This is a genomic window from Paraburkholderia flagellata (assembly GCF_021390645.1).
Classification (GTDB): Bacteria; Pseudomonadota; Gammaproteobacteria; order Burkholderiales; family Burkholderiaceae; genus Paraburkholderia; species Paraburkholderia flagellata.
In genome coordinates, this window is the sequence record NZ_JAJEJT010000001.1 from 1,235,102 (window position 1) to 1,258,144 (window position 23,043).

At 64.7% G+C, this 23,043-nt stretch carries 18 protein-coding genes and 1 pseudogene; 13 read left to right on the plus strand and 6 right to left on the minus strand.

The genetic code is table 11. The features are described from left to right. Nucleotides 1-10: 10 nt before the first annotated feature. Together L0U83_RS40815 and L0U83_RS05395 are read right to left on the minus strand one after the other, a co-directional pair. Nucleotides 11-313 (minus strand): annotated as a pseudogene (locus L0U83_RS40815) (hypothetical protein); the annotation flags it as partial. 162 nt (nucleotides 314-475) lie between these two features. Continuing rightward, nucleotides 476-724 carry a hypothetical protein gene (locus tag L0U83_RS05395; protein ID WP_233881256.1) on the minus strand — a complete coding sequence of 83 codons (249 nt, stop codon included), beginning with the start codon at nucleotides 722-724 and terminating at the stop codon, nucleotides 476-478. 481 nt (nucleotides 725-1,205) lie between these two features. Here L0U83_RS05395 and L0U83_RS05400 point away from each other — a divergent pair, with 481 nt between their 5' ends. The 5 genes from L0U83_RS05400 to L0U83_RS05420 all read left to right on the plus strand — a co-directional run bounded on the left by L0U83_RS05400 (nucleotide 1,206) and on the right by L0U83_RS05420 (nucleotide 4,946). Next, nucleotides 1,206-1,820, plus strand: coding sequence for a glutathione S-transferase family protein (locus L0U83_RS05400; RefSeq protein WP_233881258.1), 615 nt, complete (start codon nucleotides 1,206-1,208; stop codon nucleotides 1,818-1,820). Between the two features lie 216 nt (nucleotides 1,821-2,036). Further along, nucleotides 2,037-2,246: a hypothetical protein gene (locus L0U83_RS05405; RefSeq protein WP_233881260.1), complete on the plus strand. Its 210-nt coding sequence runs from the start codon at nucleotides 2,037-2,039 to the stop codon at nucleotides 2,244-2,246. A gap of 390 nt (nucleotides 2,247-2,636) precedes the next feature. Further along, entirely contained in the window at nucleotides 2,637-4,040 is a 1,404-nt protein-coding gene (locus L0U83_RS05410; protein ID WP_233881262.1) for an FAD-containing oxidoreductase, read from the plus strand. A gap of 10 nt (nucleotides 4,041-4,050) precedes the next feature. Beyond that, nucleotides 4,051-4,425, plus strand: coding sequence for a cupin domain-containing protein (locus L0U83_RS05415; RefSeq protein ID WP_233881264.1), 375 nt, complete (start codon nucleotides 4,051-4,053; stop codon nucleotides 4,423-4,425). Between the two features lie 41 nt (nucleotides 4,426-4,466). Next, nucleotides 4,467-4,946 (plus strand): metallophosphoesterase family protein, encoded by a 480-nt coding sequence (locus L0U83_RS05420; protein ID WP_233881266.1) that lies wholly within the window; start codon nucleotides 4,467-4,469, stop codon nucleotides 4,944-4,946. Between the two features lie 65 nt (nucleotides 4,947-5,011). Here the strand turns inward: L0U83_RS05420 and proP are convergent, their stop codons facing one another. The 3 genes from proP to argA all read right to left on the minus strand — a co-directional run bounded on the left by proP (nucleotide 5,012) and on the right by argA (nucleotide 8,838). After that, nucleotides 5,012-6,469 (minus strand): glycine betaine/L-proline transporter ProP, encoded by a 1,458-nt coding sequence (gene proP / locus L0U83_RS05425; RefSeq protein ID WP_373321002.1) that lies wholly within the window; start codon nucleotides 6,467-6,469, stop codon nucleotides 5,012-5,014. A gap of 639 nt (nucleotides 6,470-7,108) precedes the next feature. Continuing rightward, nucleotides 7,109-7,384, minus strand: coding sequence for an oxidative damage protection protein (locus L0U83_RS05430; RefSeq protein WP_201700432.1), 276 nt, complete (start codon nucleotides 7,382-7,384; stop codon nucleotides 7,109-7,111). A 62-nt stretch (nucleotides 7,385-7,446) separates the two neighbouring features. Beyond that, nucleotides 7,447-8,838, minus strand: coding sequence for an amino-acid N-acetyltransferase (argA, locus tag L0U83_RS05435; protein WP_233881270.1), 1,392 nt, complete (start codon nucleotides 8,836-8,838; stop codon nucleotides 7,447-7,449). 23 nt (nucleotides 8,839-8,861) lie between these two features. On the opposite strand from argA, the gene hrpA reads away from it, so the two are divergent. The 5 genes from hrpA to L0U83_RS05460 all read left to right on the plus strand — a co-directional run bounded on the left by hrpA (nucleotide 8,862) and on the right by L0U83_RS05460 (nucleotide 17,572). Further along, nucleotides 8,862-13,454, plus strand: coding sequence for an ATP-dependent RNA helicase HrpA (hrpA, locus tag L0U83_RS05440; protein WP_233881278.1), 4,593 nt, complete (start codon nucleotides 8,862-8,864; stop codon nucleotides 13,452-13,454). 156 nt (nucleotides 13,455-13,610) lie between these two features. Beyond that, complete coding sequence (locus L0U83_RS05445; RefSeq protein ID WP_233881280.1) at nucleotides 13,611-14,633, plus strand: YVTN family beta-propeller repeat protein; 1,023 nt, start codon at nucleotides 13,611-13,613, stop codon at nucleotides 14,631-14,633. Nucleotides 14,634-14,654: 21 nt separating this feature from the next. Further along, complete coding sequence (locus L0U83_RS05450) at nucleotides 14,655-15,707, plus strand: sterol desaturase family protein (protein WP_233881282.1); 1,053 nt, start codon at nucleotides 14,655-14,657, stop codon at nucleotides 15,705-15,707. 138 nt (nucleotides 15,708-15,845) lie between these two features. Further along, nucleotides 15,846-16,679 (plus strand): EI24 domain-containing protein, encoded by an 834-nt coding sequence (locus L0U83_RS05455; RefSeq protein ID WP_233881284.1) that lies wholly within the window; start codon nucleotides 15,846-15,848, stop codon nucleotides 16,677-16,679. Nucleotides 16,680-16,714: 35 nt separating this feature from the next. Further along, entirely contained in the window at nucleotides 16,715-17,572 is an 858-nt protein-coding gene (locus L0U83_RS05460) for a competence/damage-inducible protein A (RefSeq protein ID WP_233881286.1), read from the plus strand. Between the two features lie 106 nt (nucleotides 17,573-17,678). Here L0U83_RS05460 and L0U83_RS05465 read toward each other — a convergent pair whose 3' ends face one another. Then, the gene (locus L0U83_RS05465; protein ID WP_233881288.1) at nucleotides 17,679-18,143 is read right to left on the minus strand and encodes a rhodanese-like domain-containing protein; all 465 of its coding nucleotides are present in this window, start codon (nucleotides 18,141-18,143) and stop codon (nucleotides 17,679-17,681) included. A 466-nt stretch (nucleotides 18,144-18,609) separates the two neighbouring features. Between L0U83_RS05465 and glnA the strand changes: the two genes are divergently transcribed. The 3 genes from glnA (at nucleotide 18,610) to ntrC (ending at nucleotide 23,027) form a co-directional block, all read left to right on the plus strand. Further along, nucleotides 18,610-20,025, plus strand: a complete 1,416-nt coding sequence (gene glnA, locus L0U83_RS05470; RefSeq protein WP_028204200.1) for a type I glutamate--ammonia ligase — start codon at nucleotides 18,610-18,612, stop codon at nucleotides 20,023-20,025. 205 nt (nucleotides 20,026-20,230) lie between these two features. Then, nucleotides 20,231-21,373 carry a nitrogen regulation protein NR(II) gene (gene glnL, locus L0U83_RS05475; protein ID WP_233881289.1) on the plus strand — a complete coding sequence of 381 codons (1,143 nt, stop codon included), beginning with the start codon at nucleotides 20,231-20,233 and terminating at the stop codon, nucleotides 21,371-21,373. Nucleotides 21,374-21,443: 70 nt separating this feature from the next. Then, nucleotides 21,444-23,027 (plus strand): nitrogen regulation protein NR(I), encoded by a 1,584-nt coding sequence (ntrC, locus tag L0U83_RS05480; protein ID WP_233881291.1) that lies wholly within the window; start codon nucleotides 21,444-21,446, stop codon nucleotides 23,025-23,027. Nucleotides 23,028-23,043 lie beyond the last annotated feature (16 nt).

Here is a 23,043-nt window from a genome sequence, read left to right on the forward strand (position 1 = left end):
GGCCTGCTCTTCAGGCGGTAAGGCCGCAATTACGTTCTCTGGCGAGCCGGTATGGCCCTGCGCGAAACGCTACTCGTGCAGAGGCCCGAATCCGGCAAACTGGAAGGCGCGGCGCCATTTTCCCGTGTAGTAGCGGCGTGTCGCCTTCGGCGCGATTGACGGTGGCGTCGAGCCGAGCGACCCACTCGACGCTCGCATTGCGCAAGTTCCAGATCAGGCCGAGGCGGCCACCGGGTTTGACCACATGCAGAATTTCGGCGAGCGAGGTGGCGTTGGCGAACCAGTGAAAAGCCTGCGCGCAGACGATCGCGTCAGGCGTGTGGTCCTATTCAGCCGAGTGGTGTACGGCGTTGTGCGGGTCGGTCATCAGCGCGCTCCGGCGGCGGGTCCGCGAGAGAGCAGACCATCACCTGCCGAGCCGTCGAAAGGCGCGGCGCCGCGCACCACGCCCGGTTGGCGGCGCTGCGCTGGGGGTTCAGTCGTGGGCGATCAGGTCGCCGACTTGACCCTGGCCCGAAACGAGACAGGAAGAGAGGAAGTTTTCGCTCTGGCTGCTCGCGCCGCGCTCGCCGAATCCGCGCACGAGCGCTTCGGCCTTGACGAGTGCGGAGCCCTGGGCGCAGGTCAGCGAGCCAGCCTCGTGAGCCTGCACACGTGTCATGGCCCGATTCGCGAGGAGGAGTGCGAGGACGATGACAACACCAACATTGAATGCTTGTCTCATGATTTCGTCTCCTTGTGCATTCAGACTATCTCAGTCGTTCGGCGTCCGAATCCAGGAGTTTCCCGGCCATGCACTGCAGCACATGTGGCGCGCAAAAACGCGCTTTCATGCGGTCTGCGTAATGCTTCGGCATCCTTTGCTTGGCTCCAGTGCGCCGCTGGGCCTTAAGCAGCATGGCGCGGCGAAAAAGCGTTCATGCACGGGGCTGGGCGCTGCGTCGCAACAATGCCGCGACGCGTCAGATCGGACGTCTGCTAACAAATGTAGCCCTGTCGCGTAACGAACAGGGCGTGGCACATCGACACGGTGTGTTTTTGCACAACGAACCGCGGCAAAACATTCATGCGGCACCATTTTTTCCTCCACTGGAAACGTGGAAATGCAATGCCGCCCGACCGGGTGCGCCCAGCGTGTCTTGAAATACGACGGGGCTTCCTGCAAGATCGACGCTCGATCCCCTTTTCCTGTGCGAGGTGAACCCATGCAGTTGATCGGCATGATGGACTCTCCCTATGTGCGTCGCGTCGCGATTTCGCTTCATGTGCTCGGCCTGACGTTCGAGCACCGCAGTATTTCGGTATTTCGGCAGTACGACGAATTTGCTCAGATCAATCCCGTCGTCAAGGCGCCCACCTTGATCGACGACGACGGCACGCAGCTGATCGACTCGACGCTGATCCTGGACTACCTGGACCGCAAGGTGCCAGCCGCGCAGCGGCTCATGCCAGAGGAGACGCAGGAGCGGACTTTTGCGCTGCGTGTGAACGGTTTCGCGCTCGCGGCGATGGAAAAGACGGTGCAGCAGGTTTATGAGCGCCAGTTGCGCCCCGCCGAGCGCCAGCACGAGCCGTGGTTCGAGCGCGTGAACGCCCAGATGCACGCGGCCTGGGCCGTGCTCGACCAGCTCGTGGCGGGCCGCGACGGCTGGCTGTGCGCGGGCCGCATCACGCAAGCCGATATCACCGCGGCCGTTGCGTGGCGTTTCAACCAGTACATCCTGCCTGGCTGCGCTGATCCCGCACGATATCCGGCGATCGCCGCGCTTTCCGCGCGAGCCGAGACGCTGCCGGAATTCGTGGCCACTCCTCTCGACTGAAGCGCGTCCGCGCGAGCCGGGACTCGCGCAAAGCACCGTGTGGCAGGGCCGGGCGCAACGCCGCACCAGGTGCCCCCGCATTTGTTTCGATTGTTTGCGATTTTCGACAAGTGACTTCGCGGACGGCCCATTTATCAGCGCTCGCTGCATTCCTAGAATGACAACCATTGAATGACCCTGCGTCAGAAGGATGCGGGGCATGCAGCGGGAGCAGTCATGAAATCCTTTTTCGAACGACAGTTGTATCAGCCAGCGTTGGTTCTGCCGATGGTGGACCTGATGCAGCTGATGGTGTCGCTCGACTTCAATATGGGCCAAGTCGGGCTGATGATGGCTACGCGCGGCGCGCGCGCCGCATTCCAGCGCTCGCGCGATCTCTGGAACGCGGGCCATGGGGAATGCGCGCCCACTGATTGCGTGCATTGATTGTGCATGGATTGCGCGCGCACTCGATTTGCCTAACCGAATTTGCCTACGTTTAACGACTGAGTCTCCAATCACACATCCATCGAACGCCTGACGCAGCCGCGCGTGGCGTTCGCCGATCCCCCTGACGCGCAGCGGCTTCGCCCGTTTGCTGTTGTGACGTCACCCTGTGAGCCGCCTCGACGTGTGAGGCGGCTCTTTTTTTGCGCATGCGTCCCCCTTCGCGATGCACGCCGATACGCACCCGATTCGCTGAATCACGCTGCGGGCGGTGGCCGTTCGTCGCGCGTAAGATGGCGCGATCTGCCGCCTTTCGCATCTCGCGGCGGCTCGCCTGGAGAGTCGATTCAACTTGCGGCTCAACTCGCGTCAACGGCAAAGGAGGGCGGCATGGCACAACGTTTCGATGCGATCGTGATCGGCACGGGGCAGAGCGGGCCGCCGCTCGCGGTAAGGCTTGCGAAGAGCGGGCGCAAGACGGCGGTGATCGAGCGCGCGTCGTTCGGCGGGACCTGCGTGAACGTGGGCTGCACGCCGACCAAGGCGTATGTCGCCTGCGCGCGTGCCGCACACGTGGTGCGCCATGCGGCGGACTTCGGCGTGCAAACTGGAAATGGCGCGCTGCCGGGTGACGTTCATGTCGATCTCGCGTTCGTGAAGGCGCGCAAGGATCGCATCATCGCGGCGTCGCGCGATGGCGTCGAGAGTTGGCTGCGCCATACGCCGAACGTCACCGTGTTCACGGGGCACGCGCGCTTCACGGGCGCGCATGCGGTGCGCGTCGCGGCGCACGATGGTACGCAGATCGATCTCGAGGCGCCCGAAATCTTCATCAACACGGGCACGCGCGCGCAGATTCCCGCCATTCCCGGCTTAGAGGCGATCCGCTACGAAACCAACTCGACGCTGCTCGCGCTGGAGCAATTGCCGGAGCATCTGGCGATCTGCGGCGGCAGCTACGTGGCACTCGAATTCGCGCAGATGTTCCGCCGCTTCGGCAGCCGCGTGACGGTGCTCGTGCGCGGGCAACGCGTGCTCGCTCGCGAGGACGACGATTTTTCGCGCGCCGTGCAGGATGTGCTCGCAAGCGAAGGCGTGGAATTTCGCTTCGGCGCAGAGCCGCGCAGCGTCGCGCCGCGCGACGGCCAGGCGGGCGTGCGCATCGCGCTCGACAGCGGTCCGCTCGACGTTTCGCATCTGCTCTTTGCGACGGGGCGCCTGCCGAACACCGACGATCTGGGGCTCGACGCCGCGGGTATCGAGCGCGACGCCCACGGGCTGATCGCCGTCGATGGACAATTGCGCACGCGCGTTCAGGGCATCTGGGCGCTGGGCGACGTAAATGGCCGTGGCGCGTTCACGCACACTTCCTACGACGACTTCCAGATCGTCGCGGCGAATCTGCTCGACGGCAAATCGCGCAGCGCCGACACACGCATTCCCGCTTACGCCGTGTACGTCGATCCGCCGCTCGCGCGCGTCGGCATGAGCGAGCGCGAAGTGCGCGAGCGCGGCAAACCCGCGCTCATCGCCACGATGCCGATGTCGCGCGTGGGCCGCGCGCGCGAACGCGGCGAGACGGACGGCTTCATGAAGGCGCTGGTCGATCCGCAGACGCAACGCATCCTGGGCGCGGCGATATTCGGCATCGAGGGCGACGAGGCGATCCACACATTCATCGACACGATGACGGCCGACGCGCCCTACACGACGCTGCAATACGCGATGCACGTGCACCCGACCGTGAGCGAACTGGTGCCGACCTTGCTCGACGGCCTGAAACCGCTTGAATGAGCGATTCAGCATGAACGAACCGAACACCGCCGCCTTCGGCAATCTTTTCGCAGGCATCAATCACGACGCCAATAAAGAGCGTATCGATCGGCTCGTTTCGCGCGATGGGGTGCTGATCGAGCGCATCGTTTCCACGGGACAGGCGAGCCCGCCAGGCTTCTGGTACGACGACGCGCGCGACGAGTGGGTGGCGCTCCTTGCCGGCGCGGCGACGCTCGAGTTCGAGGACACGGCAGAGCCGCCGCGACGCCTGCTGCCCGGCGACTACGTGCACATTCCGGCGCACTGCCGCCATCGCGTGTCGTGGACCGATCCGACCGTGCCGAGCGTGTGGCTCGCGGTGTATGTCGGCTCGGCGCATGGGGAGGGCGACGGCGAGGCGTGAGCGCGGCGATAATCGGCCGTATTCAACCGAAACGTAAGGTCATGTCCGCGAACTATCCCCTGCGCGTCGCTTTGGTTTCCGATACGCACAATCTGCTGCGCCCCGAGTTGCTCGCCTTCGTCGAGGGCGCGCACGCTATCGTGCACGCGGGTGACATCTGCGAGCAGCGCGTGCTCGACACGCTCGCGGCCATCGCGCCGCTCACCGCCGTGCGTGGCAACAACGATCACGGCGCGTGGGCCGAGGCGCTGCCCGTGCAGGCCGTCGTCGCGCTGGGCGGCGTGCGCCTCGCGGTGATCCACGAACTGCCGGACCTGCGGGGCGATCCCGCAGCCGCTGGCATTGCCGTCGTCGTGAGCGGGCATTCGCACAAGCCTGCGCTGGAAACGCGCGAGGGCGTGTTGTACGTGAATCCCGGCAGCGCGGGGCCGCGCCGCTTCAAGCTGCCGATTTCGGCGGCGATGCTGACGATCGGGAAGGACAACGCATTGCACGTCGAACACGTCAACCTCGTCGAATAGCGAAGCGATCGCGCAAGAAAAAGGCCAGCGCGAAGCTGGCCTTTTTGCGTTGCAGTGATGCCGTATCAGGCGCGCACTGCGTTGGCGACGGCGTACTCGTCGTCGAGTTCGCGCGCGAGACGTACGCCGCGCAGCACCGCATGCGCTTCCGCCTTGGTGCTCACGCTCGGCGCCGAGCCCGGCAGCGGGCGGCGCGCCGTTTCATGCAGTGCCAGCACCGAGATGATGCCGATCACCGCCGCGCCCATCAGGTAGTACGCGGGCATCATGAGATTCTGCGTGTGCTCGACGAGCCATGCCGCCACGAGGGGTGTCGTACCGCCGAACAGCGACACCGACACGTTGAAGCCGATGGCGAGCGCGCCGTAACGGATCGCGGTCGGGAACAGCGCCGGCAGCGCCGAGGGCATCACGCCCGTGAAGCACGAGAGCAGCGCGCCGAGAATCAGGAGACCGAAAAATACCGGCACGAGCGCGCCTGTCTGGATCAGCGTGAGCGACGGGATCGCCAGCAGGATCAGGCCCACGCAGCCCGCGAGCATCACCGGCTTGCGGCCCACGGCGTCGGACAGACGGCCGAACGCGAGCGTCATCGGCATCATGAGCACCATCACGATCAGCACGAGGAAGAGGCCGTGCGTTTCGTTGAAGTGCAGCGTCGCCGAGAGGTAGCTCGGCAGATACGACAGCGCCATGTAGTCGGTCACGTTGAAGATCAGCACGAGACCCACGCACAGCAGGAAAGGGCGCAGATGCTGGGTGAGCAGCGAGTGCAGCGTGAGTTTCGGGCGCGCGTGCTCTTCGGCTTCGCGCAATTCGGCTTCACGCTTGAACGCGGGCGTTTCTTCGAGCTTCGTGCGGATATAGAGACCCACGAGGCCGAGCGGACCCGCGATCATGAACGGCACTCGCCAGCCCCAGTCGAGCAGTTGCTGGTGCGAGAGCATGGCAGTCAGCACGGCAACCGTGCCCGCGCCGAACACATAACCAATCAGCGTGCCGAATTCGAGGAAGCTGCCCATGAAGCCACGGCGCTTGTCGGTGGCGAATTCGGCGATGAAGGTCGCCGCACCGCCGTATTCGCCGCCAGTCGAGAAGCCCTGCACGAGGCGCGCCACCAGCAGCAGCACGGGCGCCGCGATGCCGATCGAGTGGTACGAGGGAATCAGGCCAATGGCGAAGGTGCCGCAGGCCATCAGGATCATCGTCATCGCGAGCACGCGCTGGCGGCCGATGCGGTCGCCGAGCGGCCCGAACACCATGCCGCCGATCGGGCGCACGACGAACGCGGCCGCGAACGTGCCGAACGTGGCGATGAGCTGTGCCGAGGGGCTGCTCGACGGGAAGAACACCTGGCCGAGCGTGACGGCGATGTAGCTGTACACGCCGAAGTCGAACCATTCCATGGCGTTGCCGAGTGCCATGGCGCCGACGGCGCGTTTGAGGAGGCTTTTATCGACGATCGTGATGTCGTCGAGGGTAAGGTCGGTCTGGGCCGACGAGCCGGAAGTGGAAGCGGTCAAGGTCTGCATCTCCAATGACTGCGACGAACCCACGAGGGTCCGCCACGGTTGCCGGAGAGTGCCGTTTCGCGATAGCGGCGACATTTCGCGCTCGGCACGTCGCGTCGGAGACGAGGGCGGGCCGATGGTGCATCGCACAAGGCGAGCGGCGCACGAAAGCAATGCTGAAGCGTCGCGAAACGACACTCGGACGAATTGTGTTTAACGTAGCGCCTGCGTGGCCGTGAGGGGGGCAGGACGCGTGAGGACGCTGGACCGGCATGAGGTGCCTGGTGAAGCGCCGCTGAAACGAAAAAGAAGCCCGCGTGGCGGAGCGTTCCTTTTGTCATCTGCGCATTCGGATTGAGGGCGTTTTCGGGCGCCTTCCTGAATGCAATTGATGGCTAATGCCTGTTGAACGAGGCCACATGATAGCACGATAACGTAAGATCGCGCAAACCCCGGCATCTGCGGGGTTTCGGGGAGCGGACTGGAAGCCCCACGTGGCGGGGGATTGCGCCGATTTGGTGGAACCGTTTCCGCAGCCTGGAAAGCGCATGAAGCGCATAAAAAAACCGCGCCGGAGGCGCGGTTTTTGCGAGGGATTGCGCGGCGTTTTTCGCCTGCCAGGGACAGATCCTGGCGCGCAACGGAAGTGTTTTAGCCTTCGGTCGGCGGCACGTAGCCCGAAGCCTGATCGGCGCCTTCGCCAAAGAAGAACTTCTCCGTCTGCTTCATCAGGTACTGGCGCGCACGCGGATCGGCCATATTGAGACGGTTTTCGTTGATCAGCATGGTCTGCTGCTTGAGCCACTGCTGCCACGCCTCCTTCGAGACGCTTTCGTAGATGCGCTTGCCGAGTTCGCCCGGCAGCGGGGGAAAGTCGAGTCCCTCGGCTTCCTTGCCGAGCTTCGCGCATTGGATCGTACGGGCCATGTGTGCTTCTCCTGTAGTCGTATGTGTGGGTGGCGTCGCGCCTCATCCGCAGATGTGGACGCTCAGAGCTGTTTCATCAGCACGAGCGATTTGCGCTGCCAGTTATAGAGGCGGCGGCGGTCTTCGGGCAGGTCGTCCACCGTTGCCTTGACGAAGCCGCGCTTCAGGAACCAATGTTCGGTGCGCGTGGTGAGCACGAAAATGCGCGTGAGGCCGCGCGCCCGCGCGCGCTGCTCGATGCGGCGCAAGAGTCGCTCTCCGTCGCCCGAGCCCTGCGCTTCGGGCGAGACCGTGAGGCACGCCATCTCGCCGATGCGCTCCTGCGAATACGCGTAAAGCGCCGCGCAGCCAAAGAGTACGCCGTCGTGCTCGATCACCGAGAAATGGTCGATGTCGCGCTCGATCTGGTGGCGCCCGCGCCGCACGAGCGTGCCGTCGGTTTCGAGCGGCTCGATCAGCGTGAGAATGCCGCCGACGTCGTCGGGCGTCGCTTCGCGCAGGCTTTCCAGGTTCTCGTACGAGATCATGGTGCCCACGCCATCGTGCAGAAACAGTTCGAGCAGCAGGCCGCCATCGAGCACGTAGGGAATGATGTGCGCGCGGCCCACGCCGCCGCGGCAGGCGCGAATGGAGTGCTTCAGATAGAAGCCCGCGTCGCCGAGCACGGTGCCGCTTTCCTGCAATTTGTAGGCGTCGTCGAGCGACATTTCGCGGATCAGTTCGCCTTCCTCGTCGATCAGGCCCTGCGTTTCCGTGAGGAAAATGATCTTGTCGGCGCGCAGAGCGATGGCCGCCGCCGAGGCGACGTCTTCCATCGACAGATTGAACGCCTCGCCCGTGGGCGAAAAACCGAGCGGCGAGAGCAGCACGAGCTTGCGGCTCGCGAGCGAATGGCGGATCGAATCGGCGTCGATCTTGCGCACGACGCCCGTGTGCTGGAAGTCCACGCCGTCGAGAATGCCGACCGGACGCGCCGTCACGAAGTTGCCCGAGACCACGCTGATGTGTGCGTGCGCCATGGGCGTGTTCGGCAGACCCTGGCTGATCGCGGCCTCGATGTCGAGACGCACTTCGCCAGCCGCTTCCTTCGCGGATTCGAGCGCGCGGGCATTGGTGATGCGCATGCCGTGCGAGAACTCGGACTCGACGCCGTGCAGGCTCATCTGCTCTTCAACCTGCGGGCGCGAACCGTGCACGAGCACGATCTGGATGCCCATGGCCTGCAAGAGCGCGATGTCGGCAACGAGCGCGTTGAGCAGATTCTGGTGCACGACCTCGCCGCCGAACCCGACGACGAATGTCTTGCCCTGGAACGCGTGGATGTAGGGTGCGACCGATCGCATCCAGTCCACGAATTGCGCGTGCTGCGCCATGATCTGCGAGTCGGTATCCGCAGCGGCGGCGGAGGCCGGCGCGCTGGCGGTGGCGGGGACGAGGTCGGTTTGGGAATTCATGCCCGGGATTATAATGCGCCCCCATGTCGAATGTACCCAAAAGACCTGCCTCGGCGCAGGGCAGCAACACCCCGGCCGGGACGGAAACGGCGCAGGACGGCGCGAAAGCGAAAAGCGCGTCGCAGAAGTACGGCGGCGGGGAAAAGCTCGCGTCGTCGGACAAGCTTGCCGCGCTCATGGGCGGCGGCGCGCTGGGCGGCGCGCGCGTGCAGGATAAGCGGGCGGAGCAGCCAGCGCCGACTCAGCCTGCCAGGCCGAAGGACACGCAAGGCGGCCGTGGCGAAACACGCAAGCCTGAGCAACCTCGCGAAACGCGAAGTGCTTCCCAGCCGGCGGCGACGCAGCCGACGCGAGGCGAGGCAAATCGCGCGCGGCAAGGCGAGGCGCGCACGCCGCGCGACGAGTCGCGCAAGCCAGACGCGCGGCGCGACGCGCGCGGGCAGACGCAACGCGCGCCGAGTGCCGCTTCGGATAATTCGTCGCGCAAGCCGCCGCGCAATCCCCCGCCGCAGCAAAAATCGGCTCAGCATCAACCGCAACGCGCGCCACGGCCGGAAGCTGCGCGCGAACGCGACCAGGCCGCGGAGCAACGCGCCGCGCGCGCTGGCAACGAAACGGCCGAAGCGAACGATCGCAAGCCGCGCAGCGAACGCCCGGCGCGTGCTCCGCGCGCGAACGTCGAGCCGAACAAGGTCCCACCCATCACGTTCCCCGAAGCGCTGCCGGTTTCCGGCCGCCGCGACGAAATCGCGCGTGCGATTGCGCAGAATCAGGTCGTGATCGTGAGCGGCGAAACGGGCTCGGGCAAGACCACGCAGTTGCCGAAAATCGCGCTCGCGCTGGGCCGCGGCCTGGGCGCAGGTGGCACGGGCCTGATCGGCCATACGCAGCCGCGTCGGATCGCGGCTTCGGCCACGGCACGCCGCATCGCCGACGAACTCAATACGCCGTTTGGCGAAGTGGTCGGCTACAAGGTGCGCTTCACCGACAACCTCTCGCCGGGCGCCTCGGTCAAGCTCATGACCGACGGCATTCTGCTCGCGGAGACGCAAACCGATCCGCTGCTCAAGGCCTACGACACGATCATCATCGACGAGGCACACGAGCGCAGTCTGAACATCGACTTCCTGCTCGGTTATCTGAAGGAGATCTTGCCGCGCCGGCCCGACCTCAAGTTGATCGTGACCTCGGCGACCATCGACGCGGATCGTTTCGCGCGCCACTTCGGCAGCGACGAAAAGCCCGCGCCGGTGATCGAGGTGAGCGGGCGGCTGTATCCCGTCGAGGTGCGCTACCGGCCGGTGCAGGAGGACAGCCCGGCGGTCAAGAATGCGCAGGGCACCACGGGCCGCGAAAAAACCGCGAAGTCGCAACGCGATACGGATCGCGACCTGATGGAGGCGATCGTCGACGCCGTCGACGAACTCTGCCGCGAAGGCTCCGGCGACGTGCTCGTGTTCCTGCCCGGCGAGCGCGAGATTCGCGATGCCGCGGAGGCGCTGAGGAAGCACCATCCGCCGCACACGGAGATCCTGCCGCTCTTCGCGCGCCTTTCCGCGCAGGAGCAGGAGCGCGTGTTCAAGCCTTCGAACGCACGCCGCATCGTGCTCGCGACCAACGTTGCCGAAACCTCGCTTACGGTGCCGGGCATCCGCTACGTGGTCGATACGGGCCTCGCGCGCGTGAAGCGTTATTCGTACCGCAACAAGGTCGAGCAACTGCAGATCGAATCGATTGCGCAGGCTGCCGCGAACCAGCGCGCGGGCCGATGCGGACGTGTCGCGGACGGCATCTGTATCCGGCTTTACGAAGAGTCGGACTTTATCGCGCGGCCGCGTTTCTCCGATCCGGAAATCCTGCGCTCCTCGCTCGCCGCTGTGATTCTGCGCATGAAGTCGCTGCATCTCACGGCGATCGAGACGTTCCCGTTCATCGAACCGCCGCCTGGCCGCGCGATCGCCGATGGCTATCAGTTGCTCAACGAACTGGGCGCAGTCGACGACGACAACGCGCTCACGCCGCTTGGCCGCGAACTCGCACGCCTGCCGCTCGACCCGCGCGTGGGCCGCATGATTCTCGGCGCACGCGACGAGCAGGCGCTGCGCGAAGTGCTCATCATCGCGAGCGCGCTTTCGGTGCAGGATCCGCGCGACCGGCCAATCGAGGCGCAAGAGCAGGCGGATCAGGCGCATCGCCGTTTTGCCGACGAGCGCTCCGAGTTCCTTCAGTGGCTCAAGATCTGGGCCTGGTTCGAAGAGGCCGTCGCGCACAAGAAGTCCAACCGGCAATTGCTGGATTCGTGCCGCGCGAATTTCCTTTCGCACTTGCGCTTGCGCGAATGGCGCGACGTGCATTCACAATTGCTGACTGTGGTGCGTGAACATGGCTGGCGCATCAACGAAGCCGACGCGACCTACGAGCAGATCCATCACGCGCTGCTCACGGGCCTGCTCGGCAACATCGGCCTGAAGGCCGACGACGAGCCGCATTATCTCGGTGCGCGCAGCATCAAGTTCCACTTGTGGCCGGGCTCGGCGCTCGTGAAGAAGGCGGGGCGCTGGGTGGTGGCGGCGGAACTCGTCGAAACGAGTCGCCTCTACGCGCGCTGCATCGCGAAGATCGAGCCCGAGTGGCTGGAAAAGGTGGGCGCGCATTTGCTGAAGAAATCGCTCTCCGAGCCGCATTGGGAAAAACGCGCGGCGCAGGTGAGCGCGTTCGAGCGCGGCGTGCTTTATGGCTTGCCGGTGTACCAGCGCCGGCGCGTGGCGTTCGGCAAGCAGGACCCGGCGCGTGCGCGCGAACTCTTCATTCGCGGCGCGCTGGTGGAAGGCGAATTCGACACGAAACTCGCGTTTTTCGCGCACAACCGCAAACTGCTTGCCGATATCGAGCAACTGGAGCACAAGTCGCGCCGCCAGGACGTGCTGGTCGACGACGAGCTGATCTATGGCTTCTACGATCAGGCGATTCCCGAGGGCATCTACTCGGGCGCGTCGTTCGAACGCTGGTATCGCGACGAGGTGAGAAAGGGCGGCCAGCCCGAGGACAAGCTGCGTCTGCTGTACCTCTCTCGCGACGATCTGATGCGTCACGAAGCGGCCGGCGTGACGACCGACCTGTTCCCGAAGCGCATGACGATGTCGGGCGTGGCGATGGCGCTCACGTATCACTTCGAGCCGGGCTCGCCGCGCGACGGCGTGACGCTCGCGGTGCCGCTCTACGCGCTCAACCAGGTCGACGCGCGCCGCTGCGAATGGCTCGTGCCGGGCATGCTCAAGGAGAAGGCGCACCTGCTCCTGAAGTCGCTGCCGCAGAAGCTGCGCCGTCATTGCGTGCCGTTGCCCGAGTATGCGGCTGGCTTTGCCGAGCGCGTGGGCGGCGAGCGATTCGGCGCAGGCGGGTTGCTTGAGGCGCTGATCGCCGACGTGCGCGAGCAGAAGCAGGTCGCCCTGAAGTCCGCCGACTTCAAGCTGGAAACGCTGCCCGCCCATCTCTTCATGAACTTCAAGGTGATCGACGAGCACGGTCGCCAGCTCGCGATGGGCCGCAACCTCGCGCAACTGCGCGCGGAACTCGGCGCGCAGGCGCAGCAGCAATTCCAGAAGCTCGCGAGCGCGACCGCGCTGGCTGCGCTGGAAACGCGCGCGCAGGGCGGTGATGCGGCCCAGAGCGATCAGGCCGAGCGCGGGGCAAGCGGCAATGCGCCGCAAAGGACCAACGCACCGCACACGAGCGCGCCGGGCGACGCAACGCCCGCCACCGCGCTCTACGAAAACCTCACGACGTGGAATTTCGGCAAGCTGCCGGAGCTGCTGGAAATCCGCCGGGGCGGACAGACGCTGTTCGGCTATCCGGCGCTCGTCGATCGCGGCACGCATTGCGATGTCGAAGTGTTCGATTCGCCGGAGGAGGCCGCGCGGATTCATCGCGCGGGGCTGCGTCGATTGTTCGCGCTGCAGTTGCGTGAGCCGATCCGCTACCTGGAGAAGAACCTGCCAGGTCTGCGCGAGATGGCAATGCAGTTCATGGCGCGCGCCACGCAGGAGGAACTGCGCGACCAACTGGTCGAACTCGCGCTCGACCGCGCCTGCCTGCTAGACCCGCTGCCCGACGATGACGCGAGTTTCCACGCGCGCAAGGACGAAGGCCGCGGACGTCTCACGCTGCTTGCGCAGGAAATCGCGCGGCTCGTGGGGCAGATCCTCGCCGAATATGCGTCGTTGGCAAAGAAGCTCGTGCAGGCCAAGGCGTTCGGTGCGCCCGCTGCAGACATGCAGGCGCAGGTCGACGCGCTCATCAGCAAGCGCTTCATTCTGGACACGCCCTATGCGCAGCTCGTGCATTTCCCGCGCTACTTGAAGGGCGTCGCGCTGCGTATCGACAAGCTGCGTGCCGATCCCGCACGCGACGCGCGCCAGGCAGGCGAATTTCAGCCGCTCGCGCAGCAGTATCAGCGCGCGCTCTCGCAGCGCGGCGGCGTGTTCGATCCTCGTCTCTCGGAGTTCCGCTGGCTGCTCGAAGAGCTGCGCATCTCGCTCTTCGCCCAGGAGTTGCGCACGCCGATGCCGGTTTCCGTGAAGCGTCTGTACAAGGTTTGGGAATCGATGCAGCGTTAGGGTCACGTTGTGCGCCCGCCGGATGCATTACGGGCCATAACAATCCTTCGAAACAGGGGCGCGTCATCGCGCCCCTTCCATTTTCAAGCCGCCTACGTCAACCTTGCGGGCTGTCAGACGGTCTACAATCACGCATCTGCCCGGGAACGATCCTTCATGCGTAAAAACACTTTTCGCCGCGCCGCCTTCAAGGTTGCCGCAGCCGCGCTTGCTTGCGCTGCCGCTTTTGCCACATTCGCCTCAACGGCCGCTCACGCGAACAACATCATCGTCCTGAATTCGGGCGAAGCCACGCTGAGCCTCATCGACGACAAGACGCACGAAGTCGTCGGCACGGTGCCCACGGGCAAGGAACCGCATCACCTCTTTCCCACGCCGGACAACACGTCGTTGATCGTCGCGAACTCGGTGTCGAACAACCTGCTGTTCGTCGATCCGAAAACCGGCAAGCCGCAGCGCTGGGTCGAAAACGTCGAAGATCCGTATCAGCTCGGCTTCTCGCCCGACCGCAAGTGGTTCGTCACCACGGGACTGCGCCTCGACCGTCTCGACATCTACAACTACGCGGGCGGCAGCAATATCACGCTCGCCAAACGCCTGCCGCTCTCGGCCATGCCGAGCCACCTGGCGTTCACCAATGACAGCCGCGTCGTGTTCGTTTCGCTGCAGGTGTCTGGCGAAATCGCGGCGGTCGATCTGCCCACGCAGAAAGTGCTCTGGAAAATGAAGGTCGGTCCCGCACCGGCCGGCCTGTGGCTCACGCCCGGCGACAAGTACCTGCTCGTCGGCATGACGGGCGCCGACTACGTGGCGGTACTGGACTGGCGCAACCAGAAAATCGTCAAGACGATCCAGGTGGGCAAGGCCGCGCACAACTTCCGCTCGCTCGCGGACGGACGTCACGTGCTGGTATCGAGCCGCGTGGCGAACGTCATTAGCATCATCGACGAGGAAACGCTCGAAAAGACCGGCGAGATCAGCGGCCTGATGCCCGGTCCCGACGACATGGAACTCACCGCCGACAAGCGCTACCTGTGGGTGACGTTCCGCTTCGCAAAGCACATCGGACTCATCGACATGCAGACGAAGAAGCTCATCAAGACCATTGCCGTGGGCCGCTCGCCGCATGGCATCTACTTCTACGATCGCGCGCCCGTTACGGCGCCGAACGGGGCTTAAGGAAGCGGAGGGCGCGTGGACATGGTGGCGTCTGTGCTGGCGGTGATTGCGCACGCGGGGCAGGCCGTGGTCTCGGGTGCGGACGACCTCGTGTCGTGGCTCCAGACGCTCCTCTACGTCAATGCGATTCAGCCAATGCTCTTCCACGTCGGCATGATGGACGTGGACGAAGACACCTACGACGCGCTCTACTGGGTGATCGTGGGCGTGCTCGAAGTGGGCCTGATGTACGCGCTGCTGCGCCCGCTCGAAGCGCTCGTGCCTGCGGAGAAGTGGCGCGACCGCAAGGGCGTGGGTGTGGATGCGCTCTACACCTGGGTCACGCGCCTCGGCATTCTGAACCTGCTGTTCTTCTTCACGATGCAGCCATTCTTCGACCGCGCGCAGAGCGCGCTGCGGCTCATGGGCGTGAAGACGGTGGACCTCGACAACCTCTGGCCGGGCGTGACCACGCAGCCGCTCGTCGCGTTCGCGATCTACCTCGTGGTGCTCGACTTCTTCAGCTACTGGTACCACCGGCTTTCGCATCGCTACGGCATCTGGTGGGAACTGCACGCCGTGCATCACAGCCAGCGCAAGATGTCGCTCTGGTGCGATGACCGTAACCATCTGCTCGACGTGGTCGGGCAATCGTGCATGTTCGCCGCCGTGGCGCTCGTGATCGGCGTGCCGCCCGCGCAATTCGTGGTGCTCGTTGCGCTCACGAACTTCGTCCAGAGCGTGCAGCATGCCAATATCCGCGTGCATTTCGGCTGGCTCGGCGAGCGGCTGGTCGTGAGCCCGCGCTTTCACCGCCGCCATCACGCCATTGGCTACGGCCACGAAGGCACCCACTACGGCTGCAACTTCGGCGTGCTGTTTCCCTGGTGGGACATGATGTTCGGCAGCGCGTCGTTCAATCGCGAGATCGAGCCCACGGGTATTCGCGACCAGCTCGAAGGCGCGCGCTATGGCGAAGGCTTCTGGGCGCAGCAGGGTTATGCGTTCTCCCGCATCGCGCGGCGCCTGCGTTCGGGCTCCCGCGCGGCCGCTGCCGCGCGGGCCGAGGCACGCGACGACGCCACCGTGACCTGAGGGCCGGCGCGGCGTCTTTCCCCTTGGTCTCACCCGTCTTACCCGCCATGCGCGCGGTGGTTTATGCTGTCGGCTTGGTCGTACCGATTTCGCCGACACCGTGTTCTCTACCCTTCCTTTTCGCCATATTCCGCTCGCATGAATGATCTGCTGCGCTCGTTCGGACGCGCGCTCGCGAGCGTGTTCCATCCCGCCATGCTGCTTCTCACCTTCGTGCCATTTCTCGTGGCGGCGGCGGTGTGGGGCGCCGTGCTCTATGTGTTCTGGCAGCCGCTGCTCGACCTCATGCGCGGCGCGCTCGCGAACTGGTCGTCGACGGCCTACCTCTACCATCTCTTCGACGCACTCGGCTTCGGCTGGCTGCGCGCGACGATCGCGCCGTTTCTGGTCATCATCCTGACGATTCCGCTCATTGTGATCACGGTGCTGCTGCTGATCGTCGCGATTGCGATGCCGCGCGTGATAAGCCATCTTTCGAATCGCCAATATTCGATGCTCGAGATGCGGCGCGGCGGCAGCTGGTACGGCAGTCTTTTCTATTCGCTCGTCACGACGATCGTCTGCCTGATCGTGATGATCGTGACGCTGCCGCTCTGGCTCATCCCCCCGTTCTTTGCGCTCATTCCGCCGCTGCTGTGGGGCTGGCTCACGTACCGTGTGATGACCTACGATGCGCTCGCGCTGCACGCAACCGTCGAGGAGCGCCGCGCGCTGGTGCGCAGCCACCGCCTGCCGCTACTTGTGATCGGCGTGGTGAGCGGGTTGCTCGGCTCGCTGCCTACGGCGATCTGGGCGGTCTCCGCGTGGCTGCTGCTGTTCTTTCCGATATTCGCGGCGGTGACGATCTGGATTTATGCGTTCATTCTGGTGTTCACGGCGCTCTGGTTCGGACACTACTGTCTGCGCGCGCTTCAGCGCATGCGTGCGCACGAAGTGCAGCAGGCGTCCGGAGACGTGACGATCGTGCACTAACGCTCCACCCTCAAGACAATTCAACGAGGCGACACATGGCATTTGGCGTCATCATCATCGGCGACGAGATTCTTTCGGGGCGCCGCTCCGACAAGCATCTGCCGAAGGTCATCGAACTGCTCGGCGCGCGCGGCCTCTCGCTCGAGTGGGCCCAGTACGTGGGCGACGACCCCGAGCGCATCACCGAAACGCTGCGGCGCTCGTTCGCTTCGGGCGACATCGTATTCTCGACGGGCGGCATCGGTGCGACGCCGGACGACCACACGCGCCAGTGCGCGGCCGCGGCGCTAGGCGTGCCGCTCGCGTTGCATCCGGAAGCCAAGGCGGCGATCAGTGAGCGTATTCGCGACATGCACACGGGCGCCGACCCCGTGAACTACCAGTCGCCCGAGAATCTGCATCGTTTCCAGATGGGCACGTTCCCGCAGGGGTGCGAGATCATCCCGAACGGCTATAACAAGATTCCGGGCTTTTCGATTCGCGAACACTACTTCGTGCCGGGCTTCCCCGTGATGGCCTGGCCGATGATCGAGTGGGTGCTCGACACGAAATACGCGCACCTGCATCACCAGACGCCGCACGCCGAGAAGTCGCTGCTCGTATTCGAGTTGCCGGAGTCGACGCTCACGCCGCTCATGGAGCGTATCGAGCGCGATTTTGCGGGCGTGAGAGTCTTCAGCCTGCCGAGCGTGGGCGATACCGAGCGCGGCGGCATTTACGCGCGCCGGCACATCGATCTGGGCGTGAAGGGCGAGCCCGAAGCCGTGGCGGCCGCCTTCGTGAAGCTGCGCGAAGGCGTGCACGAGCTGGGCGGCGATGTGGTCGAGCCGGCGGTGCCGGACGAGGGCGCGCCCGATCGCGAGCGCCGCAGCGGGCCGCGCGCCGGCTTCTGAGTTAGCGTGTAAAGACGCGCCGCCTGTGACGGCAGGGCAGACGGCGCATCATCGGCGTGTCACACGGGGCGCTCAGAGTGGCCCGTTGGGTTGAAATGGGACGGTGTTAGGCGCCGATCCACGGCAGGCCCCGGAAGCACCAGCCTGTGACGGTTTTGCGGTGTCCCTGGCCGTCCTTGTCGCCCTCGAAACCTTCGAGCAGGTCATAGGCCCTGGTGAAGCCGGCTTTTGCGGCTTCGATGGCGGCGAGCTTGGAGCGCGCGGCGCTGCGGCACAGGAACAGCACAGGCGCGTCGGCTTGCACGGCGCTCTTGAGCTGGGTGAGGAACTCGGCGTTGGGCACGCCGCCCGGATAGCGGGTCCATTCGACGTGCGAATACTGGCCGTCGCCCACAACGGGGCGGCCGACCCAGTCGAGTTCAGCGCGCGTGCGAACGTCGACGAGGCGCGCACGCGGGTCGAGCTGCAGAAGCTCGAATGCCTCTGCGGGCGATACCGCGCCCGCGTAGGGCAGCTGGTTCTCGACGCGGCGCTTCTCGGCCTGGGCGTACAACTGTTCGAGCGTACTCATGACAACGGATCTCCTGTTTCGCGTTGGACCAAGAAACCATTCTAGCGCGTGGGGACGGAGCGGGCAGGTTGGTCCGGAAAAGGCAAAACCGCACACGCGTGCATGCTTTGGGCGGCACAAAGGGCGCGATGCATTGAGTTGGTGCATGTCAGGCGTTTTGCACCATAATGAAGAGAGATTCGCGCGCCAAATTCGGGATTGCACGAATTTGGTGCCGATGAGTCGCCACAGTGGTGGCTCCACAAAAGCGTCGCGCACGATTTTTGTTTGCAAGTGCGTGTCGCGAAAGGGTTTTGCGCCACGTTGGCGCATGCATGGCACGGAAGCTGCTTTATACGTCGCGATCGATTCGCAGCCGGCCAGCCGGGGTCAGCAGGACAGGCCTGGGAAGGAGGCGGCCGGCGAGGATCAACAAGATTGGGACGGCGGCAGCGTTCGCCGAAATCGTTAATCAGGAGAATAGGTTATGAGTAAATCCGTGGCCGACGTCATGCAACTCGTCAAGGACGAAGACGTCAAGTTTGTCGACTTCCGCTTCACGGACACGCGCGGCAAGGAGCAGCACGTTTCGGTTCCGCTGTCGGCATTCGACGAAGACAAGTTCGAGTCGGGTCATGCGTTTGACGGTTCGTCGATCGCCGGCTGGAAGGGCATCGAAGCCTCGGACATGCTGCTCGTGCCGGACCCGAACACGGCCTTCATCGACCCGTTCTACGAAGAATCGACGCTCGTGCTGACCTGCGATGTGGTCGAGCCGGCCGACGGCAAGGGCTACGAGCGCGACCCGCGCTCGCTGGCAAAGCGCGCTGAAGCCTATCTGAAGAGCACGGGCCTCGGCGACACCGCCTTCTTCGGTCCGGAGCCGGAATTCTTCATTTTCGATTCGATCCAGTGGAACACGGATCAGTCGGGCTGCTTCGTGAAGATCGGCTCGGATGAAGCACCGTGGTCGTCGGGCCGCGAAATCGAAGGTGGCAACACGGGTCACCGTCCGGGTACGAAGGGCGGTTACTTCCCGGTCGCGCCGGTCGACACGTTCCAGGACATCCGCTCGGAAATGTGTCTGCTGCTCGAACAGATCGGCATTCCGGTCGAAGTGCACCACCACGAAGTGGCAGGTCAAGGCCAGAACGAAATCGGCACGAAGTTCTCGACGCTGGTTCAGCGCGCGGACTGGACGCAGCAACTGAAGTACATCGTCCACAACGTGGCGCACACGTACGGCAAGACGGCGACGTTCATGCCGAAGCCGGTCGTTGGCGACAACGGTTCGGGCATGCACGTTCACCAGTCGATCTGGAAGGACGGCCAGAATCTGTTCGCAGGTAACGGCTACGCTGGTCTGTCGGAATTCGCGCTGTTCTACATCGGCGGCATCATCAAGCACGCTCGCGCGCTGAACGCCATCACGAACCCGGGCACGAACTCGTACAAGCGTCTCGTTCCGCACTTCGAAGCACCGGTCAAGCTCGCTTACTCGGCACGCAACCGTTCGGCATCGATCCGTATTCCGCACGTGTCGAACCCGAAGGGCCGCCGTATCGAAACGCGCTTCCCGGATCCGCTGGCCAACCCGTATCTGTGCTTCTCGGCACTGATGATGGCAGGTCTGGACGGCGTGCAGAACAAGATCCACCCGGGCGAAGCCGCCGACAAGAACCTGTACGACCTGCCGCCGGAAGAGGATGCAAAGATCCCGACCGTTTGCGCCGGCCTCGACCAGGCTCTCGACGCGCTCGATAAGGATCGCGAGTTCCTGACGCGCGGTGGTGTGTTCACCGACGGCATGATCGACGCGTACCTCGCGCTGAAGGAAAGCGAACTGCAACGCGTGCGTATGACCACGCACCCGGTCGAGTTCGAACTGTACTACTCGCTTTAATTGGCGATGGCGCTTCGCTGGATGCTACACAGCGAAGCGCCGGTTCAGTTCGTACGACTCGCAGGACGCTTAGGCGTTGGTCTCCAAGGGACGGCGGTGCCGTCCCTTTTTCGTTGGGCGCTTGACCGGCTCATTGAACAGCTCATTGAACAGTACTAACGACCAGGACCGTTGCTGGTGCGCCGCATGGCGGCCGGCCTGAAACATGGTGCTCAAGAATCTGATCAAGGCAAGAAAGGGCCACGCCGAACCGCTCTCCGACGACGCGCCGCTCGTCGAGTCGGGCCTCTTGCCAGGCTTCGAGGCGCTGCCGACGGTCGTGCTCGTGCTCGACAAGCGCACGCTGCGCGTCGCCTTCGCGAATCCTTCGGCGGAGGCGATGCTCGACCTCTCGCGCCGTCAGCTCCAGCAGATGGCGTGGTCCGACCTTTTCTCGAACGCGGACGAGCTGCTTTCGACGATCGCGTCGATCGCCGAGCATCGCTTTCACGCGACGCGTCTCGACGCTTCGCTGGAGCGCCCCGGCCGCGAGCCGCTGAACGTGCATGTGGTCGTGGGCTTTCTCGATATTGCGCCCGATTACGTGCTGCTCGAACTGTTCGAGAACGAGCGGCATCTGCGCAGCGATCGCGAGGAGCGCATTCACGACCTCACGGCCGTGAACAAGCATCTGATCCGCAATCTCGCACACGAGATCAAGAACCCGCTTGGCGGCATTCGCGGCGCCGCGCAGTTGCTCGAATTCGAGCTTGGCGCGCTGGAGCGCGACGAGTTGCGCGAGTACACGCAGGTGATTATCAAGGAGTCGGACCGCCTGCAGACGCTCGTCGACCGGCTGCTGGAGCCGCACCGTCATCCGCATATCGTCGGCGACGTGAATATTCACGAAGTGTGCGAACGCGTGCGCGCCGTGATCCTCGCGGAATTCCCGCGCGGCCTCACCATCGAGCGCGACTACGACGTGAGCGTGCCCGACCTGCGCGGCGACAAGGAGCAATTGATCCAGGCACTGCTGAACATCGTGCGCAACGCGGCGCAGGCGCTGCGCGAGCGCATTTCGCAGGGCGACGCCCGCATCGAATTGCGCACGCGTGTTGCGCGCAAAGTCACGATTTCCAAACGCCTGTGCAAGCTGGCACTGGACTTGCATATCACTGACAACGGACCCGGCATTCCCGAGGATATCCGCGACCGCATCTTCTATCCGCTCGTTTCCGGACGGGAGGATGGCAGCGGTCTCGGCCTCACGCTCGCGCAGACGTTCGTACAGCAGCACGACGGACTCATCGAGGTGGATAGCCGGCCGGGCCACACAGAGTTTCAGATATTGCTGCCGCTTGATAGTTGAACCGACAACTACATAAGCAGTTTATGGATTCACCGATACCCGCACGCCACCAGGACTTCTGACCGATCTTATGAAGCCGATCTGGATAGTAGACGACGACCAATCGATACGCTGGGTGCTCGAAAAGGCCCTTGCCCGCGAGAACTTCGCTACCCGCAGCTTTTCGAACGTGCGCGAAGCGGCGAGCGCGCTCGATCACGACAGCCCGCAGGTGCTCGTCTCCGACATCCGCATGCCGGGCGGCTCGGGCCTCGAGCTGCTGCAAACCGTGCGCGAGCGCGTGCCCGGGTTGCCCGTCATCATCATGACGGCGTTCTCGGACCTCGACAGCGCGGTTGCCGCTTTTCAGGGCGGCGCGTTCGAGTATCTCGCCAAGCCCTTCGACGTCGACAAGGCCGTCGAGCTGATTCGCCGCGCCGTGGATGAAAGCATGCGCGGCGAGCAGCAGTGGGACGAGCGTCCAGCCGAAGCGCCCGAGATGCTCGGCCAGGCGCCGGCCATGCAGGACATGTTCCGCGCCATCGGGCGGCTTTCGCATTCTGCCGCCACCGTGCTCATCACGGGCGAGTCTGGCACCGGAAAGGAGCTTGTCGCGCGCGCCTTGCACCGACATAGCCCACGCGCGAACGGTCCATTCATTGCGCTGAACACCGCCGCCATTCCGAAGGATCTTCTGGAATCCGAACTGTTCGGCCACGAGCGCGGCGCGTTCACGGGCGCGCAGGCCATGCGCCAGGGCCGCTTCGAGCAGGCCGAAAACGGTACGCTGTTCCTCGACGAAATCGGCGACATGCCGTTCGATCTGCAAACGCGCCTCTTGCGCGTGCTCTCGGACGGGCAGTTCTACCGCGTGGGCGGACACAACCCGCTGCGCGCGAACGTGCGCGTGATCGCCGCGACGCACCAGAATCTCGAAACGCGCGTGCGCCAGGGGCTGTTCCGCGAGGATTTGTATCACCGGCTCAACGTGATTCGCCTGCGTTTGCCCGCGCTGCGCGAGCGCAGCGAGGACATTCCGCTGCTCACGCGCCACTTCCTCCAGAAGAGCGCGCGCGAACTGGGCGTGGAGCCCAAGCGCGTCTCGGACGAGGCGCTTGCCTGGATGTCCGCGCTGCCGTTTCCGGGCAACGTGCGCCAGCTCGAGAATCTCGCGAACTGGCTCACGGTGATGGCGCCCGCGCAGACCATCGAGATCAAGGATCTGCCGCCTGACCTCGTGCCTGCGCACGGCTCGGCGGGTGCGGCTGTGCATCTCGGCGATGCCTCGGCCACAGCCGAAGCGGGCGCGGCAACCCATGGCGCGAGCGGTGCATCGTCAGTTGCGGGTGCGATAGCGGGTGCGGGCTTGCCTGGCGCCATGGGCGGCGTCTCGGGCGGCGTGGTGTTCGGGACGCCGGCGTTCGGCGCGTCCAACGGCGCCGCTGCCGCTGTTTCGGCGCTGAGCGTGTGGGAGAGCGGGCTGCGCACGGAAGTCGCGCGTCTGTTGCGCGAAAACAGCGCCGACGTGATGGACGAACTCTCGCGGCGCTTCGAAGCCGCCGTGATCCGCGAGGCGCTGGACTTCACGCGCGGGCGCAAGGTCGAGGCCGCCGAGCGTCTTGGCATCGGCCGCAACACCATTACGCGCAAGATTCAGGAGCTCAATCTGGAATGAGCATGGACTAGCACGC

Coding starts and splice junctions, on each gene's coding strand:
- ntrC (WP_233881291.1), top strand. CDS start 21,444: ATGAAGCCGATCTGGATAGTAGACGACGACCAATCGATACGCTGGGTG.
- L0U83_RS05450 (WP_233881282.1), top strand. CDS start 14,655: ATGGTGGCGTCTGTGCTGGCGGTGATTGCGCACGCGGGGCAGGCCGTG.
- L0U83_RS05400 (WP_233881258.1), top strand. CDS start 1,206: ATGCAGTTGATCGGCATGATGGACTCTCCCTATGTGCGTCGCGTCGCG.
- L0U83_RS05395 (WP_233881256.1), bottom strand. CDS start 724: ATGAGACAAGCATTCAATGTTGGTGTTGTCATCGTCCTCGCACTCCTC.
- L0U83_RS05405 (WP_233881260.1), top strand. CDS start 2,037: ATGAAATCCTTTTTCGAACGACAGTTGTATCAGCCAGCGTTGGTTCTG.
- L0U83_RS05430 (WP_201700432.1), bottom strand. CDS start 7,384: ATGGCCCGTACGATCCAATGCGCGAAGCTCGGCAAGGAAGCCGAGGGA.
- hrpA (WP_233881278.1), top strand. CDS start 8,862: ATGTCGAATGTACCCAAAAGACCTGCCTCGGCGCAGGGCAGCAACACC.
- L0U83_RS05460 (WP_233881286.1), top strand. CDS start 16,715: ATGGCATTTGGCGTCATCATCATCGGCGACGAGATTCTTTCGGGGCGC.
- argA (WP_233881270.1), bottom strand. CDS start 8,838: ATGAATTCCCAAACCGACCTCGTCCCCGCCACCGCCAGCGCGCCGGCC.
- L0U83_RS05455 (WP_233881284.1), top strand. CDS start 15,846: ATGAATGATCTGCTGCGCTCGTTCGGACGCGCGCTCGCGAGCGTGTTC.
- L0U83_RS05445 (WP_233881280.1), top strand. CDS start 13,611: ATGCGTAAAAACACTTTTCGCCGCGCCGCCTTCAAGGTTGCCGCAGCC.
- glnA (WP_028204200.1), top strand. CDS start 18,610: ATGAGTAAATCCGTGGCCGACGTCATGCAACTCGTCAAGGACGAAGAC.
- glnL (WP_233881289.1), top strand. CDS start 20,231: ATGGTGCTCAAGAATCTGATCAAGGCAAGAAAGGGCCACGCCGAACCG.
- L0U83_RS05415 (WP_233881264.1), top strand. CDS start 4,051: ATGAACGAACCGAACACCGCCGCCTTCGGCAATCTTTTCGCAGGCATC.
- L0U83_RS05410 (WP_233881262.1), top strand. CDS start 2,637: ATGGCACAACGTTTCGATGCGATCGTGATCGGCACGGGGCAGAGCGGG.
- L0U83_RS05465 (WP_233881288.1), bottom strand. CDS start 18,143: ATGAGTACGCTCGAACAGTTGTACGCCCAGGCCGAGAAGCGCCGCGTC.
- L0U83_RS05420 (WP_233881266.1), top strand. CDS start 4,467: ATGTCCGCGAACTATCCCCTGCGCGTCGCTTTGGTTTCCGATACGCAC.